15 protein-coding genes and 1 tRNA gene are annotated in these 18038 nt (G+C 68.0%); 13 read left to right on the forward strand and 3 right to left on the reverse strand.

All coding sequences use genetic code 11. From position 1 onward, the window contains the following. Positions 1–198 precede the first annotated feature (198 nt). The 9 genes from eno (at position 199) to G6N77_RS07420 (ending at position 8994) form a co-directional block, all read left to right on the forward strand. A complete protein-coding gene (gene eno / locus G6N77_RS07380) occupies positions 199–1479 on the forward strand; it encodes a phosphopyruvate hydratase (RefSeq protein ID WP_165181385.1) in 1281 nt (426 codons plus the stop codon). Between the two features lie 198 nt (positions 1480–1677). Continuing rightward, positions 1678–2430: a septum formation initiator family protein gene (locus tag G6N77_RS07385; protein WP_165181386.1), complete on the forward strand. Its 753-nt coding sequence runs from the start codon at positions 1678–1680 to the stop codon at positions 2428–2430. A 241-nt stretch (positions 2431–2671) separates the two neighbouring features. Beyond that, positions 2672–3307, forward strand: a complete 636-nt coding sequence (locus G6N77_RS07390; RefSeq protein ID WP_165181387.1) for a DUF501 domain-containing protein — start codon at positions 2672–2674, stop codon at positions 3305–3307. 46 nt (positions 3308–3353) lie between these two features. Next, positions 3354–4310: a Ppx/GppA phosphatase family protein gene (locus G6N77_RS07395; protein ID WP_165181388.1), complete on the forward strand. Its 957-nt coding sequence runs from the start codon at positions 3354–3356 to the stop codon at positions 4308–4310. 47 nt (positions 4311–4357) lie between these two features. After that, complete coding sequence (locus tag G6N77_RS07400) at positions 4358–5689, forward strand: S8 family serine peptidase (protein ID WP_165181389.1); 1332 nt, start codon at positions 4358–4360, stop codon at positions 5687–5689. A gap of 76 nt (positions 5690–5765) precedes the next feature. Continuing rightward, positions 5766–7265: an NAD(P)/FAD-dependent oxidoreductase gene (locus G6N77_RS07405; RefSeq protein WP_165181390.1), complete on the forward strand. Its 1500-nt coding sequence runs from the start codon at positions 5766–5768 to the stop codon at positions 7263–7265. Between the two features lie 126 nt (positions 7266–7391). Further along, a complete protein-coding gene (locus G6N77_RS07410; protein ID WP_165181391.1) occupies positions 7392–7892 on the forward strand; it encodes a GNAT family N-acetyltransferase in 501 nt (166 codons plus the stop codon). An 81-nt stretch (positions 7893–7973) separates the two neighbouring features. Next, positions 7974–8049, forward strand: a tRNA-Leu gene (locus G6N77_RS07415). Between the two features lie 99 nt (positions 8050–8148). Beyond that, on the forward strand, positions 8149–8994 hold the full coding sequence (locus tag G6N77_RS07420; RefSeq protein ID WP_165181392.1) for a Bax inhibitor-1/YccA family protein: 846 nt from the start codon (positions 8149–8151) through the stop codon (positions 8992–8994). Between the two features lie 75 nt (positions 8995–9069). Here G6N77_RS07420 and galK read toward each other — a convergent pair whose 3' ends face one another. Genes galK through G6N77_RS07435 form a run of 3 tightly spaced genes read right to left on the reverse strand, consistent with a single transcriptional unit; the run spans position 9070 to position 12229 of the window. After that, positions 9070–10230 carry a galactokinase gene (gene galK / locus G6N77_RS07425; protein WP_165181393.1) on the reverse strand — a complete coding sequence of 387 codons (1161 nt, stop codon included), beginning with the start codon at positions 10228–10230 and terminating at the stop codon, positions 9070–9072. Beyond that, complete coding sequence (galT, locus tag G6N77_RS07430; RefSeq protein ID WP_165181394.1) at positions 10227–11405, reverse strand: galactose-1-phosphate uridylyltransferase; 1179 nt, start codon at positions 11403–11405, stop codon at positions 10227–10229. The genes galK and galT overlap by 4 nt, the downstream gene beginning before the upstream one ends. Then, positions 11402–12229, reverse strand: a complete 828-nt coding sequence (locus G6N77_RS07435) for a DeoR/GlpR family DNA-binding transcription regulator (protein ID WP_165181395.1) — start codon at positions 12227–12229, stop codon at positions 11402–11404. The genes galT and G6N77_RS07435 overlap by 4 nt, the downstream gene beginning before the upstream one ends. Before the next feature lie 158 nt (positions 12230–12387). Between G6N77_RS07435 and G6N77_RS07440 the strand changes: the two genes are divergently transcribed. From G6N77_RS07440 to G6N77_RS07455, 4 genes are all read left to right on the forward strand, one after another. Further along, a complete protein-coding gene (locus tag G6N77_RS07440) occupies positions 12388–13344 on the forward strand; it encodes an aldose 1-epimerase family protein (RefSeq protein ID WP_165181396.1) in 957 nt (318 codons plus the stop codon). 120 nt (positions 13345–13464) lie between these two features. Next, positions 13465–14787, forward strand: a complete 1323-nt coding sequence (locus G6N77_RS07445; protein WP_240901760.1) for an AI-2E family transporter — start codon at positions 13465–13467, stop codon at positions 14785–14787. A 57-nt stretch (positions 14788–14844) separates the two neighbouring features. Continuing rightward, positions 14845–16083, forward strand: coding sequence for a threonine ammonia-lyase (gene ilvA / locus G6N77_RS07450; RefSeq protein ID WP_165181397.1), 1239 nt, complete (start codon positions 14845–14847; stop codon positions 16081–16083). Positions 16084–16541: 458 nt separating this feature from the next. Continuing rightward, on the forward strand, positions 16542–17960 hold the full coding sequence (locus G6N77_RS07455) for an Ig-like domain-containing protein (protein ID WP_165181398.1): 1419 nt from the start codon (positions 16542–16544) through the stop codon (positions 17958–17960). The last annotated feature ends 78 nt before the right edge of the window (positions 17961–18038 follow it).

Here is an 18038-nt window from a genome sequence, read left to right on the forward strand (position 1 = left end):
GCGCCCGGCAAGGGATTGCGGCCTCCACCTGCAGCATCGGTGCAAGTTCCCCGCAACTTCCCGCAGGTTCCCCGCAACATTGCCCGTGAAGGGACGCCGCCGGCGTATTAAAGAGGGCCGGATCACGCCGAGCAGTTAGGATTGTCCCGACAGCGAGGTCGACCTATATCCGCTCGAAGCTCAAAAAAGGAGCAATACGTGGCACTCATTGAAGCCATTCACGCACGCGAAATTTTGGATTCCCGGGGAAACCCGACCGTTGAGGTCGAGGTGCTCCTGGCTGACGGTTCAGTGGGGCGCGCAGGCGTCCCCTCCGGCGCATCCACGGGTGCCTTCGAGGCAGTGGAGCGCCGCGACGGCGACAAGGCCCGCTACCAGGGCAAGGGTGTTTTGCAGGCAGTCGAGGCCGTGCTGGAGGCAATCGCCCCGGAACTGGTGGGCATCGACGCCACCGAGCAGCGCCTCATCGACTCCATGATGCTGGAACTGGATGGCACCCCCAACAAGGGCAAGCTCGGCGCCAACGCCATCCTGGGCGTTTCCCTGGCCGTGGCCAGCGCCGCCGCCGTCTCCGCGGACCTGCCGCTGTACCGCTACCTGGGCGGCCCCAACGCCCACGTCCTGCCCGTGCCGCTGATGAACATCCTCAACGGCGGCTCCCACGCCGATTCCGACGTCGACATCCAGGAATTCATGGTTGTCCCGCTGGGCGCGGCCACCTTCAGCGAAGGCCTGCGCTGGGGCGTTGAGGTCTACCACAACCTCAAGTCCGTGCTGCAGGAAAAGGGCCTCTCCACCGGCCTGGGCGACGAGGGCGGCTTCGCCCCGAACCTGCCCTCCAACCGCGCTGCCCTGGACCTGATCCTGGAAGCCATCAAGCGCGCCGGCTACGAGGCAGGCAAGGACGTTGCCCTGGCCCTGGACGTTGCCTCCTCCGAGTTCTTCAAGGACGGCACCTACCAGTTCGAGGGCAAGTCCCTCACGGCCGCCGAAATGAGCGCCTACTATGAAGAGCTGGTCCGCGACTACCCGCTGGTCTCCATCGAGGATCCCCTGGATGAGGACGACTGGGAGGGCTGGAAGACCCTGACCGACGCCATCGGCGACAAGGTCCAGATCGTGGGCGATGACCTCTTCGTCACCAACCCGGAGCGCCTGGCCCGCGGCATCGAGTCCAAGACGGCCAACTCGCTGCTGGTGAAGGTGAACCAGATCGGCTCCCTGACCGAGACGCTCGACGCCGTTTCCATGGCCCAGCGCGCCGGCTACACCACCATCACCTCGCACCGCTCCGGCGAAACCGAGGACACCACCATTGCGGACATCGCCGTCGCCACGAACGCCGGACAGATCAAGACCGGCGCGCCGGCCCGCTCCGAGCGCGTGGCCAAGTACAACCAGCTGCTTCGCATCGAAGAGGACCTCGAGGACGCTGCCCGCTACGCCGGCTGCAGCGCCTTCCCGCGCTTCAAGGCATAGCCCCACCAGGCCCCAAAACAGCAGCCGACGGCGCAAAATCCCGGCACACCGGGCGCCATGGCCGCGCCAATGGCGGCTGGCGGGCCGGCAACTGGCTAAGGTGGAATACACACCTAAGCCACGTTGCCGGCCCGTCCGGGTTTAACGGCCCGGTCGGCCCCTCCCGCCCGGGGCAACCGCGATAGTTTCAGGAGAACCATGGCCACGCGTCGTCCCAAAGTGCCCAGCGCACAGTTCCATGCCGGGGTGAACGGCGCGCCGGGGCAGGCGGGCAAGCCGGCCAAGGGCGGGGCCGCCAAGGACAGGGGCCACACAGCCCCCGGCCATGCGGGTCACGGCCCCACAGCCCACGGTCCCACAGCCCCCAAGGCCGGGCACGTGCCCGCCGGTTCCGGGACCGCCAACCCCAAGAACGACGACGGCGCCCGTGCGGCAGCTGCCACGCCCGTCCCGGCCAGGTCCTTCAACGGGCGGCTGCTGGTGGTGGGTCTGGTCATGGCCGTCCTGACAGTGCTGCTGGCGCCGAACATCCACACCTTCATGCAGCAGCGATCGGAAATCTCCGCCCTCAAGCAGGACATCGCCACCAAGACGGCGCAGCAGGGTGCCTTCCAGCAGGAGCTTGCCCGGTGGGACGACCCCGAATACGTCCGGCAGCAGGCCCGCGACAGGGTCAGCATGCTGATGCCGGGGGAGACGGGCTACTGGGTCTACGGCGCCAACGGCCTGGCCGGCGCGGACGGGACAGCGGCCACGACGGGGACGGCCACCTCCGCGAAAAACGCCACCGTTGTCACCACCCAGCCATGGGTGGACGGGCTGTGGGCCTCGGTCCAAAAGTCGGCGGAGGTCAAGGTGTCCACCCCGGCTGCATCGCCCAAGGCTGCAACGCCCAAGGCTGCAACGCCGGCGCCCAAGGCCACCGCGCCGGCAACGGCGCCCACGGGATAGCGCCCGCGGGATAGCACCACGACGCCCGCCGTCCACGGTAAAATGGCAGCTTGACCCCGGTTGCCCGGGGTGAACCCCGGTTGCCCGGGGTGAACCCCGGTTGCCCGGGGTGACCCCGGAAGCCAAGGAACCAAGGAAGCCCCGAAAGTCCCAGACGCCAAGGGGCCGCCGTCGGACATCACAGGGGCCCCGGACAGCCAACCGAGACCCCGCAGCAGAACAGCCCCAAGGAAAGGCCGCCGTGCCCGCAACGCCCAGCCCCGCCGCAAGCGGGCGCACGCCCACGCAACACGATCTCGACACCCTCAGCCGCCAGCTCAACCGGCCGGTCCGGGACGTGGTGGAAATCCCGGCCCGCTGCGTGTGCGGCAACCCGCTGGTGGCCGCCACGGCGCCCCGGCTCGGCAACGGCATCCCGTTTCCCACCACGTTTTACCTGACGCATCCGGTGCTGACGGCGGCGGCGTCGCGCCTGGAGGCGGCAGGGCTGATGAATGAGATGACGGAACGGCTGGACAGCGACCCCGAGCTGGCAGCCGCCTACCTGGCCGCCCACCACGCCTACATTGCCGCCCGCCAGGAAATCGGCGAACGCGCAGGCACCGGCCCCGTTCCGGAAATCGACGGCATTTCCGCCGGCGGCATGCCCACCCGCGTCAAGTGCCTGCATGTGCTGGTGGGCCACGCGCTGGCGGCCGGTCCCGGCGTCAACCCCCTCGGCGACGAGGCGGTGGCCGCGCTGGCCCCCTGGTGGACCCCTGACCAGTGCCGCTGCGCCGGCGCCTGGGACGATTCCGCCGCAGTCCCCAGCAGGGACCTCAGCCGCCACGTGAAGAACCTCAATGCCAAGAACGACGGCGGCGCCCAGGCCGGCTGACTGCCCGCCCGTCCCGAAAATCCACCCCAACTCAAAGGTTGCAGACATGCGCGTAGCCGCGATCGACTGCGGAACGAATTCCATCCGCCTCCTCATTGCCGATGTCACCACGGCCAGCGGCGCCACCACGCTCACTGACGTGCACCGGGAAATGCGGGTGGTGCGGCTGGGCCAGGGTGTGGACGCCACCGGCATGCTGGCGCCCGAGGCACTGGAGCGCACCTTCGCCGCCGCGGAGGATTACGCGGCACTGATCCGGGCCAACAACGTGGAGCGGGTGCGGTTTGTGGCCACGAGTGCCACGCGCGACGCCGGCAACCGGGACGTGTTCGTTGACGGCATCAAGGCCCGTGTTGGCGTGGAACCGGAAGTGGTCTCCGGCGCGGAGGAAGCTGCGCTGTCCTTCGCCGGGGCCGTGAGCGTGCTGCCTGCGCTGGATGACGAGCTGGTCCTGGTGGTTGACCTGGGCGGCGGCAGCACCGAGTTTGTGGTGGGCAATTCGCGCGGTGTCCAGGCCGCAACCAGCACCGACATGGGCTGTGTGCGCTTCACCGAACGCTACCTGCGCAGCGACCCGCCCACGGAAACGGAAGTTGCGGCAGCGGAGGCCGCCGTCGAAGCCAAACTGCTGGACGTGCTGGCCGGGGTGCCCCTGGCCGACGTGACAAGGGTGGTCGGCGTGGCCGGCACGGTCACCACCATCACGGCCCAGGCCCTCGGGTTGGCGAGCTATGACCGTGAGGCGATTCATGCCGCCGTCGTGCCTCTGGACAGGGTGGACCTCGCGGCCAGTGAGCTGCTGGGAATGACGCGGGCAGAACGGGCGGCGCTGGGGTTCATGCACCCCGGCCGGGTGGACGTGATTGGCGCCGGCTCGCTCATTTGGCGCACCGTGCTGCGCAGGCTTGCCATCCTCACCGCGGGGCGGATTGCGTCCGCCACCACCAGCGAGCACGATATTCTGGACGGAATCGCCCTGGGAGCGGCCGGGGACCTCCCCTGACGGGCCGCACATCCCCGCACGGGAACCAGCAACGGAAACGAGCGTCCATGCCTGAAGTGACATGCCCGCCGCACGGACGCGCCCGCAGGTTCAGGGCGGCGTCGCTGTCCCTGGCCCTCGCGGCCGCAATGGTCTTCGCCGGGGCCGCCGCCGCGTCCGCGGACGACATCCGCAGCCGTGAATACTGGCTGGGGCAGTACGGCATCACGCAGGCCTGGAATGTGTCGCAGGGCGAAGGCGTCAAGGTGGCCGTCATCGACAGCGGCATTGACTCCAGCCACCCCGACCTGAAAGGTGCCGTGGCCGGCGGCATCGACATGTCCGGTTCCGGCGCGGCCGGGGGCACCAAGGGCGTGGGGGCCGAACCCGAGCACGGGACCCTGGTGGCCACCATGCTGGCGGGCCGCGGCCACCCCAGCCCGTCGGCCACCGGCGGTGCCACGGGTGCCGCGGGCGCCTCGGGCCAGGTGGGGGCCGGGCCCGACGGCGTCATCGGCGTGGCGCCCAAGGCGGAGCTGCTGAGCATTTCCGTGTGGCTGGGCAGCGAGAACCCTGCCGGGAAGAACATTGACGACCAAATCCCGGCGGCGGTGCGGTGGGCCGTGGATCACGGCGCAAAGGTCATCAACATGTCCCTGGGCAGCACGTCCACCGCCTGGCCGGAGAGCTGGGACTCGGCGTTTGCCTATGCCGAGGCGAAGGACGTGGTGATTGTGGCGGCCGCCGGCAACCGCAAGTCGGGCAGCGAACAGGTGGGCGCACCGGCCACCATCCCCGGCGTGCTGGCTGTGGGCGGGCTGGACAAGGACGGCACGGCCAGTGTCGATTCGTCCTCGCAGGGCATCAGCATCGGCGTCAGCGCCCCCGCCGAGGACCTGGCCGGCGGGCTGCCCGGTGGCGGCTACGCCCGGTGGAGCGGCACCAGCGGCGCGGCACCCATAGTGTCCGGGGTGGCGGCCCTGATCCGTTCCAAGTATCCGCAGATGTCCGCCGCCCAGGTGATCAACCGCATCATTTCCACGGCCAAGCCCAAGGGAGGCGGCACGCCCAACGCGATTTACGGCTACGGCATCCTCGACGCCGAAGCCGCCCTGACGGCCAACGTGCCGCTGGTGCAGGCCAATCCGCTGGGCAGCATTGCGGACTGGATCCGCGTCCACCGCCGCGGCCAGGTTGCGCCGCCGGCCAAGGGCGCCACGGTCAGCACCGCCCCCGCCACGGAGCCCACCCTGAGCGACAGGCCGGTGCCCAAGGCCCTCGATGCGGCCAAGCTGACCAGTGCCGCGCCGCAGGCAATCGTGCTGGGTTTTTCCGGCCTGCTGGTGCTCATCCTGGCAGGCGGGGCCACCCACCTTTTCCTGGCCCGGCGCAAGCACTGACACCGCGGAACGCCGTCGATGACGTCCCCGTGTAACTCATAAGTGAATGTTTTCACAAAGGTTGTATGATGGAGTCATGGCACACACTCCCACATTTTCAGACCGCCCGCGCGTCCTTGTAGTCGGCGGCGGCTACGTAGGCCTCTACACTGCATTCAAGCTGCAGAAGAAAATCGCAAAGTCCGGTGGCATCGTCACCCTGGTCGACCCCCTGCCCTACATGACGTACCAGCCGTTCCTGCCCGAGGTGGCCGGCGGCAACATCGAGGCCCGCCACGCCGTGGTTTCCCACCGCAAGCACCTCAAGCAGACCGAGCTCATCCAGGGTTCCGTCACCGCCATTGACCATGAGAACCGCAAGGCTGTTGTGGCCCCGGCCGACGGCGGCGCACCGTTCGAGCTGGGCTACCACGACGTGGTCGTGGCTGCCGGTGCCATCACCCGCACCTTCCCGATCAAGGGCCTGGCCGAGTCCGGCATCGGCCTGAAGTCCATCGAGGAAGCTGTTGCCCTGCGCAACCAGGTCCTGTCCCTCATTGAGAAGGCCTCCACCGAGACCGATCCGGCCAAGCGCCAGCGCGCCTTGACCTTTGTTGTGGTGGGTGGCGGCTTTGCCGGCATCGAGACCATCGCCGAGCTCGAGGACATGGCCCGCGACGCCGTCAAGCTCAACGACCGCGTGGAGCAGTCCGAACTGCGCTTCGTGCTGGTTGAGGCCATGGGCCGCATCATGCCCGAGGTCACCGAAGCCCAGGCCATCTGGGTTGTGGAGCACCTGCGCAGCCGCGGCGTGGAGGTGCTGCTGAACACCTCACTGGCCAATGCCGAGAACAACCACCTCCAGCTCATCAACATGGCTGACAAGTCCCCTGCCGGCGAGTTCGACGTCGACACCCTCATCTGGTGCGCCGGCGTCATGGCCAACCCCATGGTCCGCTCCACCGACTTCCCGATCGAGCCGCGCGGCCGCGTCTCCGTGAACGTGAACCTGCAGGTTTCCGGCGAGTTCGGCGTCATTGAAAACGCCTGGGCAGCCGGCGACGTTGCAGCCGTCCCGGATGTCACCGGCGGCCTGCCGGACGGCACCTGCGTGCCGAATGCGCAGCACGCCCTGCGCCAGGCCAAGCGCCTCGCCGCCAACCTGTGGGCCAGCCGCTTCAACAAGCCGCTCAAGGGCTACAAGCACAAGAACCTTGGTGCTGTTGCCGGCTTCGGCCAGTGGAAGGGTGTCGCCAAGATCATGGGCATTCAGCTCCAGGGCCCGCTGGCCTGGGTGGCACACCGCGGCTACCACGGCCTGGCCATGCCCACCGTGGAACGCAAGTACCGCGTGCTGACCGACTGGTTCGTCGCCATGTTCGCCGGCCGCGACCTCACCCAGCTGGAAAACCTGGCCGACCCGCGCGGCTCCTTTGCCGCCGCTGCCACCCCGAAGCCCAAGCCTGCGGCCGCTGCCCCGGCCCCGGCTGTTGAGGCCGCTCCGGCTGCTGCCCCGGTGGCCGAAGCTCCGGCCGCTCCGGCCGAGGCTGCACCGGCCGAGGCTGAGGCCAAGGAAGAGGCCACTGCCTCCAAGTAGTCCCCGTCTCCACGCCCGACGGCGGCCCTCCCCACCTGCGGGAGTGCCGCCGTCGGCCGTTAAAAGGCAGAACGTGGCCGGGTTCCCTGGCGCAGCTGCCGCAGCGCGGCGGAATAGACTGGCCCGATGATGATTCGTCGAGAGCGGGCCCCCGACCGGCCGGAAATCCTGGCACTCATCGAGGCCGCCTTCCCGGAGGGTGTCGAGGCCCACCTGCTCCGGGAATTGTTTGCCGCCCGCGAATACATCCCCGAGCTGTCCCTCGTGGCGGAATCCCCGGACGGGGCCGTCCTGGGGCACGTCATCAGCACCCGCGCCTGGATTGGGGACAACCCCGCGCTGGGCCTGGGTCCGCTCGGCGTGCTTCCCGCGCGGCAGGGCCGGGGCGTGGGTTCGGCCCTGGTCAAGGCCTCCATCGGGGCTGCGAACGGGCTGGGGGAGCCGGCCATCGTGTTGCTGGGCAGCACCGAATATTACCCGCGTTTTGGCTTCGTCCCGGCGGATTCAGTGGGCATCGCCTCGCCCGACCCGTCCTGGGGCTCCCACTTCATGGCGCTCCCCCTGGCCGCCTTCCACCCTGGCATCCGCGGGCGTTTTCGCTACGCCGAACCCTTCAACAGGCTCTGACGGCGCGCAGCCGCACCGGTTCCGGCGCCCGCACCGAATCCAGTAATGTTAAACAAGCAGCCCGCACGCGTGCGTCCCTGCGCCCCAGTAGCCCAATGGCAGAGGCAGTGGACTTAAAATCCATTCAGTGTCGGTTCGAGTCCGACCTGGGGTACCAGACAACTAATCCCGTACAGGGAACCAAAATTAGTGGCCACACGTGGTACTGGGTAGACTGAAAAGACTATTTACCCCCTATTTCGGAGGAATCAGCACCATGGCACTTGGTGGAAACCCGGTCTTTGCCAACAACAAGAATTTCAAGGACTCGCCGGCCGTACGGCGCGGCTTCCTGAGCGGCGGCACGGACACCATGGGTGCCCAGGGCCAGTTCTCCGCCCAGCAGCTGCAGGACATGTACAACCAGCCGTCCGCGAATGCGCAGCAGACCGGCCGCATGACCTACGACGACGTCATCATGAAGACCGTGGGCACCCTCGCCCTGGTCCTCGTGGGCGCCGCACTGGGCTGGATCGTGCCAATCCTCATGCTCCCGGGCATGATTGTGGGCCTGGTCCTGGGCCTGGTCAACTCCTTCAAGAAGCAGCCCTCGCCAGCACTGATCCTGTGCTACGCCGCCTTTGAGGGCATGTTCCTGGGCGGCCTGTCAGGCTTCCTCGAGAACATGTACCCCGGCATTGTGCTCCAGGCCGTGATCGGCACGCTGAGCGTGTTCGCCGTGACGCTGGTGCTGTTCCGCAACGCCAAGGTCCGCGCCACCCCGAAAATGACCCGCTTCTTCATGATTGCGCTGGGCGGCTACGCGCTGTTCTCGCTGATCAACCTGGGCATGATGATGTTCGGCGCCACCAGCAACCCGTGGGGCATGCGCGGCATGGACATTCCCGGCACCACCATTCCCTTCGGCTTTGTCCTGGGCCTGCTCGCCATCGGCCTGGCCGCGTTCTCGCTGATCGTGGACTTCACCTCCATTGAGCGCGGCGTCCAGAACGGCCTGCCCGCCAAGTACTCCTGGACGGCCGCCTTTGGCCTGACGGTGACCCTGGTGTGGCTGTACGTGGAGATCCTGCGCCTGCTGGCCATCCTTCGAGGGAACGACTAACTCCAAGAAAAAACGGGCCTCGACAGGCTCGACCACCGGTGGTCGAGCCTGTCGAGGCCCGTCTTTTCGCTTAAGCTACAGCACCCGGAGGGCGCCTTGGGCGGGGGAGACGGCGAAGATGTCCGGGGCCGTGAAGCCGGCTGCAGCAAAGGCGCCGACGACGGCGGCGCGCACCGCGGGCTCTTCGGCCGCCGGGATGAGCGCGATGGCCGAACCGCCGAAGCCGCCGCCCGTCATTCGTGCCCCGAGCGCGCCGTGGGCCAGCGCCGTGTCCACGGCCAGGTCAAGCTCCTCGCAGGAAATCTCGAAGTCGTCCCGCATGGAGGCGTGGCTGGCGGTGAGCAGGGCACCAATGGCGCGCGGGCCGGCGTCGTCCAGCACGGCAACCGTGTCCAGCACGCGCTGGTCCTCGGTGACAATGTGGCGCACCCGGCGGTAGGTTTCCGGGTCCAGCAGGCCGGCGGCCTCGGGCAGCTCCGCCGCGGTGACGTCGCGCAGGGCCTTTACGCCCAGCACCTCCGCGCCCAGCTCGCAGGAGGCGCGGCGGGCCGCATAGCCGCCGGTGGCGTGGGCGTGCGTGACCTTCGTGTCCACCACCAGGATGAGCAGGCCGTTGGCGGCGAGGTCCAGCGGGACCAGCCGGGATTCCTGCGTGCGGCAGTCCAGGAACACGGCGTGCCCCTCGGTGGACAGGAGCGAGGCCGACTGGTCCAGGATGCCCGTGGGCGCCCCGACCACCTCGTTCTCGGCCCGCTGGCCCACCAGCACCAGTTCGTTCGCGGAGAGCCCGGCCCCGGCCAGCTCGTTGAAGGCGGAGGCCACCGCGCACTCGATCGCGGCGGAGGAGGACAGCCCGGCCCCGGACGGCACCGTGGAATGCAGGAACAGGTCAAAGCCGCCAATCCCCACGCCCATCTGGCGCAGCACCCAGACCACCCCCAGCGGATAGGCAGTCCAGCCGTCCATGGTGTCGTGGGAAAGCGTGGACAGGTCCACCGTTTCCATGCCGGCGTCGCCGTAGCTGGAGAGCAGCCGTGCCGTGTTGTCGCCGCGGAGGCGGACAGCCACGCAGGCGGCCCGGTCGATCGCGAACGGCAGCACAAAGCCCTCGTTGTAGTCCGTGTGTTCGCCGATCAGGTTGACGCGGCCGGGCGCGGACCACAGGCCGTCGGGGGCGTGTCCAAACGCGGTGGTGAAGGCCTCGGAAATGGCTTCCGGGGTCAGGGGCTGGTTCATTTGACGGTGACTTTCGGCTCGGTGCCGGCCGCGGGCGCGAAGGCGGCAGCCTGGGAGGGGGCAGGTGAAATGGCGGGTGCGGTGGAGACCTGGCGCAGCACGGCGGCGGTGTCCTCCGGGGTGGTGTCGTTGATGAATGCACCCATGGCGGCCTCGGAGCCGGCCAGGAACTTCAACTTGTCCGCCGCGCGGCGCGGGGACGTCAGCTCCAGGTGGAAGCGGCCGGCCGGGCGCAGCAGGGAATCCAGGGGGGCCTGGTGCCAGGCCGCGATGTACGGGGTCGGCGTGTCGTAGAGGTTGTCGAGGCGGCGCAGCACGTCCAGGTACATGACGGCCAGCTCGTCCCGCTCGGCATCGTTCAGGGCGGCAAAGTCCGGCACGTGGCGGTGCGGGGTGAGGTGGATTTCCAGGGGCATGTGGGCGGCAAACGGCACATAGGCGCTGAAGTGCCGGCCCTGGGCGATCATCCGCTCCCCGGAGGCGGATTCCTGCTCCACAATCGAGCCCAGCAGCGTCTCACGCCCGTCCGAGGCCTGGAAGTGCGCCAGGGCCGCCGCCGCCATGACGGCGCTGCGCGGCGGCACGTACGAATATGCATAGATCTGCCCGTGCGGGTGGTGCAGCGTGACGCCGATTTCCTGGCCCCGGTTTTCAAACGGAAATACCTGCTTGACGCCGGGTAGTGCGCTCAGGGCCTCGGTGCGGTGGGCCCAGGCATCAATCACGGTGCGGGCGCGCTCTGTGGACAGCCCGCCGAAGGATCCGGTGTGTTCGGAGGTGAAGGCCACCACCTCGCAGCGGCCATAGGCGCGCCCCAGCGTGCCCCAGCCAGGGTGCTCCGGGATGGTGCCCACGGCCGGGCCCAGTGACGGGAAGCGGTTTTCAAACACGGCCACGTCGTACGCGGAGTCCGGGATCTCGGAAAGGTTGGCGCCCGTGGTGGGGCACAGCGGGCACTGGTCGGCCGGGGGCAGGTAGGTGCGTGTTTGGCGGTGCGCCGCAACGGCCACCCAGTCGCCGGTCAGGGCGTCAAAGCGCAGCTCGCCGGTGTTTTCCTCCGAGCGCGGGTCCAGCGGACGGGTGTCCACGGCCGTGTGGGAGTGCGCTGCGGAGCCCTCGTCAAAGTAGATGAGCTCGCGCCCGTCGGCCAAGCGGGTGCTGGTGGCAATCGTCATGAGGACTTCCTGGTTTGGTTCTTGGTGGTATCGGCCGGAACGGCCACCGCTGTGAAGGTGGGGACCCGGGAAGCAAACAGCTCGCGCGTGGCCGGGGCGGCGCCGTCGTCCGTAATGATGGTGTCCACGGCGGAAAGCGGGGCGATCGTGGCCAGGGAGCGGACGTGGAACTTGGAGCTGTCCGCCAGGACCACCAGGCGGCGGGTGGATTCGATGAAGGCGGCGTTGGTCTCCGACTCCAGCAGGTTGGGCGTGGTCAGGCCGCGGTCCGCGTCCAGCCCGTGCACGCCCATGAAGCAGATGTCAGTGTTCAGGGTGTGCAGCGCCGCGCGGGCCACGGGTCCCACCAGGGCTTCCGAGGGGGTCCGCTCGCCGCCGGTGACAATGACCTTGCAGTCGGCGCGTCCCTGCTGGTGGTAGAGGAGCTCGGCCACCTTGAGCGAGTTCGTGACCACGGTCAGGTGGCCCAGGCCCTCCAGCGCCGCGGCCAGGTGCACGGCCAGCTGGTAGGTGGTGGTGCCGCCGGTCAGTGCCAGGGTCATGCCGGGGCGGACCAGTTCCAGGGCCTCGCGGGCAATGGCGAGCTTGGCGTCCAGCTCCTTGTCCACGTTCAGCAGGAAGCCCGGTTCCAGCGCACTGAGCCGGGCCAGCCGCGTGGCGCCGCCGTGGATCTTGCGGGCCAGGCCGTTCGCGTCCAGGGATTCAATGTCCCGGCGGATGGTCATTTCGCTGACGTTCAGCGCTGCCGCGATGTCTGCCACGCGCACGGCTTCGTGGACCTGAAGCTGCTTGAGGATGCGTGCCTGGCGTTCGGGTGCCAGCATGTTAGCCCCTGTCTTGTTGAATGCCGTTGGAGTGGATGGTGCTTGAAATGTTCAAAACACATACTTTCAAACAAAATCTTACATTAACTACAACTTTTCGGCAGTAACATGGGCAAAAATAGGCGAAGTTTCCGCACACCGCGCGGTAGCGTTGCACCATGAGCACACCCCTTGCGGAAAGCGGCCCGCGGGCTGCCACGGGCCCCCAGTACACCTTGCGCCGTGCCGGTGCCACCGCCGTCGTCGTTTCCCTGGCGGCCGGGCTGCGGCACTATGACCGCGGCGGCGTGGAACTGGTGGAGTCATACGGCGAATCCGTGATTGCACCGGGCGCCGCCGGCATCACCCTGGCGCCGTTTGCCAACCGCGTGGACGGGGGCCTGTGGCACCTCGGCGGCAAGGCGCAGCAGCTGGACATCACCGAGGTGGCGCGCAACAACGCCATCCACGGGCTCCTGCGCAACACGGGGTATGCAGTGCTGGAGCAGTCCGAAGGCCACGTGCTGCAGGAGGCCGCCATCCACCCCCAGCACGGGTACCCGTTCCTGGCCCGCCACCAGGTCCGCCATGAACTCACCCCCTCCGGGGCGCTGCGCGTGTCCCAGACCCTGGTCAACGATTCCCCGGGGCGGGCGCCCTTTGTGCTCGGAGCGCACCCGTATTTTCGGCTCGGGGATGTCCCCACGGAACAGCTGTCCATCACCGTCGACGCCGCCACCTGGCTCGCCGCCAACCACCGCATGATCCCCACGCAGGCGCTTCCCGTTGACGATGCCCATGACCTCCGCCGCGGCCGCCCCGTGGGCGAACTGCGCATGGACACTGCGTTCACGGACCTCGCGTTCACAGCTGTTTCCCCGCAAATTTCCCCGCACGACGGCGTTGCCCGGCACACGCTGTCGGCCCCGGACGGGCGCAGCGTAAGTTTGTGGCACGATTCCTCCGTGGCCTACGTCCACGTGTTCATCACCCCGGACTTCCCGGGCCGTTCGCTGGCCGTGGCCATGGAACCCATGACCGGCCCGGCCAACGCGTTCAATTCCGGCAACGGGCTCAGGTGGCTTGAACCCGGGGAATCGTTCACCATGCGGTGGGGGATCGACTCCGAGCTTTAGGAGCCGACTCTGAGCTGCGGGGCCCGCGGGCCCGGGCTGCGCGGCCCGTGCACCAGCGGCCGCGCGCCGGGAAATGGACGCGAGTTTAAGTATTGCTGCCACATGGGGAATTATTGGTCCATGATGCCTTTGCAGCAGGAACCCGAGGGCCGGCTCCCCGCCAGGCCCCCCGTTGTCCCGTTCGGCATGGTCGCGGCAGGCGCCTGGGCCTGGCGCGTGGGGCTGGTCCTGGTGGTTGCGGGCATGCTCGTGTGGCTGCTGTCCTACGTGACCATCCTGGTCATCCCGCTCATGGTGGCCGCCCTCATTGCCGCGCTGCTGCGTCCCGTGGTGCGCTGGCTGCGGAGGATCGGCCTGCCCAACGGGCTGGCCGTGGCCGTCACGGAACTGGGGCTGCTGGCCCTGGTGCTGGGCGGGCTGTACGTGGCCGGCCGGCAAATGGTTTCCGGCATCGCCGACCTCAGCAAGCAGGCAGTGACCGGGCTGATCCAAATCCAGGCCTGGCTGACCTCCGGCCCACTGGGCCTGAGCGACAACCAAATTGACACGTACCTGAAGGACGCGCTCGACGCCCTCCAAAACAACAGCTCGGCCATCCTCTCCAAGGCACTGGGCATCGGCACCGGCTTCGGCCACTTCGCCGCGGGCCTGCTGCTGACCCTGTTCATCCTCATCTTCTTCCTCCTCGAAGGCGACCGGATCTGGTCCTTTGTTGTCGGGTTCTTCCCGCACCGTGCCCGCCCCGCCGTGGACGGTGCCGGCCGGCGCGGCTGGCTGTCACTGGGCAACTACGTGCGCGTGCAGATCCTGGTGGCCGCCGTGGACGCCGTGGGCATTGGCGCCGGCGCCGCCATCATCCAGGTCCCGCTGGCACTGCCGCTGGGCGTGCTGGTCTTCGTGGGGTCGTTCATCCCCGTGGTCGGTGCGCTCGTGACGGGCGCCGTGGCCGTGCTGCTGGCCCTTGTGGCCAACGGCTGGGTCAACGCGCTGATCATGCTCGGCATTGTGCTGCTGGTCCAACAGGCCGAAAGCCACCTTCTGCAGCCGTTCATCATGGGCCGGGCGGTCAACCTCCACCCCGTGGCCGTGATCCTGGCCGTGGCCGCCGGCTCCAGCGTGGCGGGCATCCTCGGCGCCCTGTTCGCCGTGCCCGTGCTGGCCTTCGCCAATTCCTTCATCCGCTACATTGCCCAACGCGGCTGGACCGCCGATCCCGCCCTGGCCGGGCTTTGGGGAATGCCCGACGGCGGCGCCCCCGCAAGCACCGCACCTCCGGAAGGCCCCTCAACGGGCGCCCCGGCGGAACCGTTGGTTCCGGCGGAACCCGCCCCCTCGCCCGACCCGGCCACCGCGCCCGACCCGGCCACCGCGCCAGCCGCGCCCGGCGGCGAAACGGGCGCACCGGCGTCGACCATTCCCTCCGAACCACCCATCCCGGGGTAAGGCCTCAGTGCCCGGCCCCCCAAACGCCCCAAAAATAACCAGAAAGAGAACAGCCCAGTGAACGCAACCAGCGATCTCCCCGTCACCCTTGCCGATGTTGAAGCCGCACGGGAACTGCTGCAGGAGATTATTGCCCAGACTCCCGTGGAGAGTTCGCGGGCCCTGGGGCGGATTACGGGCGCGCCGGTGTTTTTGAAGTGTGAGAACCTGCAGCGCGCGGGCTCGTTCAAGGTGCGCGGCGCGTACACCCGCATGGCGCGGCTGTCGGCCGAGGACCGGGCCCGCGGCGTGGTGGCGGCGTCCGCCGGAAACCATGCCCAGGGCGTGGCAGTGGCCGCGAAGTCGCTGGGCATCAAGGCGCGCATCTACATGCCTGTGGGCGTGGCCCTGCCGAAACTGGCGGCCACGCGCGGGCACGGTGCCGAGGTGGTGCTGCACGGCTTCAACGTGGACGAGTCCCTCGCCGAGGCCGAACGCTACGCCCGGGAAACCGGCGCCGTGTTTGTCCACCCGTTCGACAACGTGGACGTGGTGTCCGGGCAGGGCACCATCGGGCTGGAAATCCTGGAGCAGGTGCCGGACGTCGACACCGTGATCATGGGTGTTGGCGGCGGCGGGCTGCTGGCCGGCGTGTCCGTGGCGATCAAGGCGCGGGCAAAGGAGCTGGGCCGGGAGATCCGCGTGATCGGCGTCCAGGCGGAAAACGCCGCGGCGTACCCTCCCTCCCTTGCCGCGGACGCGCTGGTGCCGCTGAAAAAGGTCTCCACCATGGCGGACGGCATTGCCGTGGGCCGGCCGGGCCAGCTGCCGTTCTCGATCATCCGCGAACTGGTGGATGACGTCGTCACGGTCAGCGAGGACTCCCTGGCGCGGGCCCTGATCTTCCTGCTGGAGCGCTCCAAGATGGTGGTGGAGCCCGCCGGTGCCGTGGGCGTGGCCGCGCTCATGGAGGGCAAGATTGAAAATCCGGGCACCACGGTGGTGGTGCTTTCCGGCGGCAACATCGATCCGATGCTGATGCTCAAGGTCATTCAGCGCGGCCTTGCGGCGGCCGGGCGCTTCCTCACGGTGCGTATGATGCTCAACGACCGCCCCGGCTCCCTGGCCACCATCTCGCGCATCATTGCCGAGAACGACGCCAATGTCACCGGCGTGGACCACACCCGCGTGGGCGGCTCCATCTCCATGGGCGACGTCTCCATCACCGTGAACCTGGAAACCAAGGGCCACGAACACTGCGAACTGGTGCTGACGGCCCTGCGTGCAGAAGGCTTCCAGCCGATCGTGGTCCACTAGCCTCCGGTTCCACCCCCAATCCGCGCGAACGGGCATTTAACGGGGGTGTTGCGCCGAAACATGCCCGTTAAGTGCCGGTTCGTGGGGGTGTTGTGGCGCTGCCGGGTGGAGTGCCAGTTCTGAAATTCGATGGTGCAGCACCTGCGAGCTCGCCTGGCTTCAGGCGACAGGAGCTGCACCGCCGATCCGTACCATGTCCGCAGCCTGAGCCACGGCCTGGACCATCCACTCGAACGGACACTTAAGGGGCATGTTGCGCCGAAACATCCACGTTAAGTGCCCGCTCGGTCGGTTTGTTGGGCGCGGGTGCGGGGTGGGTGTCGGAACGTGGGAGCGTTGCCGGGGTTCAGCGAAGGTCGTGGCAAAATCGGCAATAACTGCGACTTAGTTCACTTAAGGTGGATAATCTTTTTCACTCGCATATTTTTGTCACAATTGAATGAGGGATGGGGTATTCAATGCGCACTCTTTGGCGCCCGAAACACTTTGGGGTGGTTGTTTCCACGGCGGCGCTTGCCGTTGCGATGATGGGATTTGCCGCCCTGCCGGCCCAGGCCGCGCCAATGGCACCGGTGGCGCCAGCAGTGCCCGCGTTCATCGCCCCAGCTGCAGGCGACATCATTTCCGGGCCGCCCATGGTCAGCGGCACGGGCGAGCCGGGCTCGCTGGTGGAAGTGACTGAGCAGTCGGGCCAGCAGGTGTGTACCGCCAGCGTTGACGGTGCGGGCCTGTTTGCCTGCACAGGGTCGGCCAGCCTGCCCGTGGGCCCCAACGTCTTGCGCCTCACGGCCACCAACCCCGACACCTCCACCACGGTGGGTGGGACAGTCGCCGTCACGATTGACGCGCCGGCGCCACCGTTCATGTCTCCCATGAACGGGGAATTGATTACCCCGACCCAGGCCTTTGAAGGCGGCGGATTTACCGGCGACACGCTTCGCATACTGGACTCCGCCCACCAGCCAATTTGTTCAGTCATTATCGACTCTTCGGGCTCGTTCTCCTGCGTGCCAACGGCACCCCTGCCCCTCGGACCCATCACGGTCACCGCCGAGCTCACCAAGGCATCCGGCGGAGTTGAGGCGACGGGCCCCTACAGCTTCACTGTGATTTCCGGTCCGCCAACAATAACCAGCCCGCGATCGGGCGCTGTGGTGGGCGACCTCCCCGTATTTACCGGCACCGGCCTGCCGGGCGCCAGCCTTGACATTATTCACGGGAGAAGCGGATACGCCGTCTGTTCAACCACCGTCGCGGCCGACGGCAACTACACCTGCACGCCCCAGCACCGCTTCCTGGTCGGGACAATGGACTATTTTCCGGCCATGTACGCCACCGGTAGCGGTTTGAACGGAGTGCCGGGTGATTTCGTCACTATCACCGTGGCCGTCACGCCCGCCATTTCCAGGCCGGCCGACGGCGGCTACAGTGTCGGTGGCGCCGTGATCGAAGGCACCGCCGGCATTTTCTCCACAGTTGCCATCCTCGACGGCGGCACCACGCCCGTGTGCACCGCCAAGTCCAACGCTGACGGACAGTTTTCCTGCACTGCGAGTCCCGCCCTTGGCCTGGGGCTGCACCACCTGACGCCCGTTCAGACCAATATGGATGGCAGTCTGGTCACAGGCGCCGCCGTGGCCGTCACCGTCACGGCCAACGGCGCAGCACCATCCCCAACCACCGTGGCAGCGGCATCCCCGACAGCTGTCCATGCCGTGTCCGATCCCGGGGCGGCACCCCAAGGTGCGGACCAGGAACAGCTGGCCGCAACCGGGGCCAAGGGTGCTGTCCCCGCCATTGCCGTTGGCGGACTGTTGCTGCTGGGAGGTACCGCCTCCCTCCTACTGGCGCGCCGCCGTCGTTCTTCAATGCACTAAGCCAGCCTGGGCGCTCGACGCCAGTCACCTCCTCCACACACGCCAACGGGCACTTAACGTGGATGTTCAGCTGAAACA

Source organism: Arthrobacter silviterrae (assembly GCF_011045165.1).
Lineage (GTDB): Bacteria > Actinomycetota > Actinomycetes > Actinomycetales > Micrococcaceae > Specibacter > Specibacter silviterrae.

What these genes read in the sequence shown, in the direction of transcription:
- G6N77_RS07400 (WP_165181389.1), top strand. Translation starts at nt 4,358, where the DNA reads ATGCCTGAAGTGACATGCCCGCCGCACGGACGCGCCCGCAGGTTCAGG.
- G6N77_RS07385 (WP_165181386.1), top strand. Translation starts at nt 1,678, where the DNA reads ATGGCCACGCGTCGTCCCAAAGTGCCCAGCGCACAGTTCCATGCCGGG.
- G6N77_RS07410 (WP_165181391.1), top strand. Translation starts at nt 7,392, where the DNA reads ATGATGATTCGTCGAGAGCGGGCCCCCGACCGGCCGGAAATCCTGGCA.
- G6N77_RS07445 (WP_240901760.1), top strand. Translation starts at nt 13,465, where the DNA reads ATGATGCCTTTGCAGCAGGAACCCGAGGGCCGGCTCCCCGCCAGGCCC.
- G6N77_RS07455 (WP_165181398.1), top strand. Translation starts at nt 16,542, where the DNA reads ATGCGCACTCTTTGGCGCCCGAAACACTTTGGGGTGGTTGTTTCCACG.
- G6N77_RS07440 (WP_165181396.1), top strand. Translation starts at nt 12,388, where the DNA reads ATGAGCACACCCCTTGCGGAAAGCGGCCCGCGGGCTGCCACGGGCCCC.
- G6N77_RS07405 (WP_165181390.1), top strand. Translation starts at nt 5,766, where the DNA reads ATGGCACACACTCCCACATTTTCAGACCGCCCGCGCGTCCTTGTAGTC.
- G6N77_RS07435 (WP_165181395.1), bottom strand. Translation starts at nt 12,229, where the DNA reads ATGCTGGCACCCGAACGCCAGGCACGCATCCTCAAGCAGCTTCAGGTC.
- G6N77_RS07420 (WP_165181392.1), top strand. Translation starts at nt 8,149, where the DNA reads ATGGCACTTGGTGGAAACCCGGTCTTTGCCAACAACAAGAATTTCAAG.
- G6N77_RS07395 (WP_165181388.1), top strand. Translation starts at nt 3,354, where the DNA reads ATGCGCGTAGCCGCGATCGACTGCGGAACGAATTCCATCCGCCTCCTC.
- galT (WP_165181394.1), bottom strand. Translation starts at nt 11,405, where the DNA reads ATGACGATTGCCACCAGCACCCGCTTGGCCGACGGGCGCGAGCTCATC.
- galK (WP_165181393.1), bottom strand. Translation starts at nt 10,230, where the DNA reads ATGAACCAGCCCCTGACCCCGGAAGCCATTTCCGAGGCCTTCACCACC.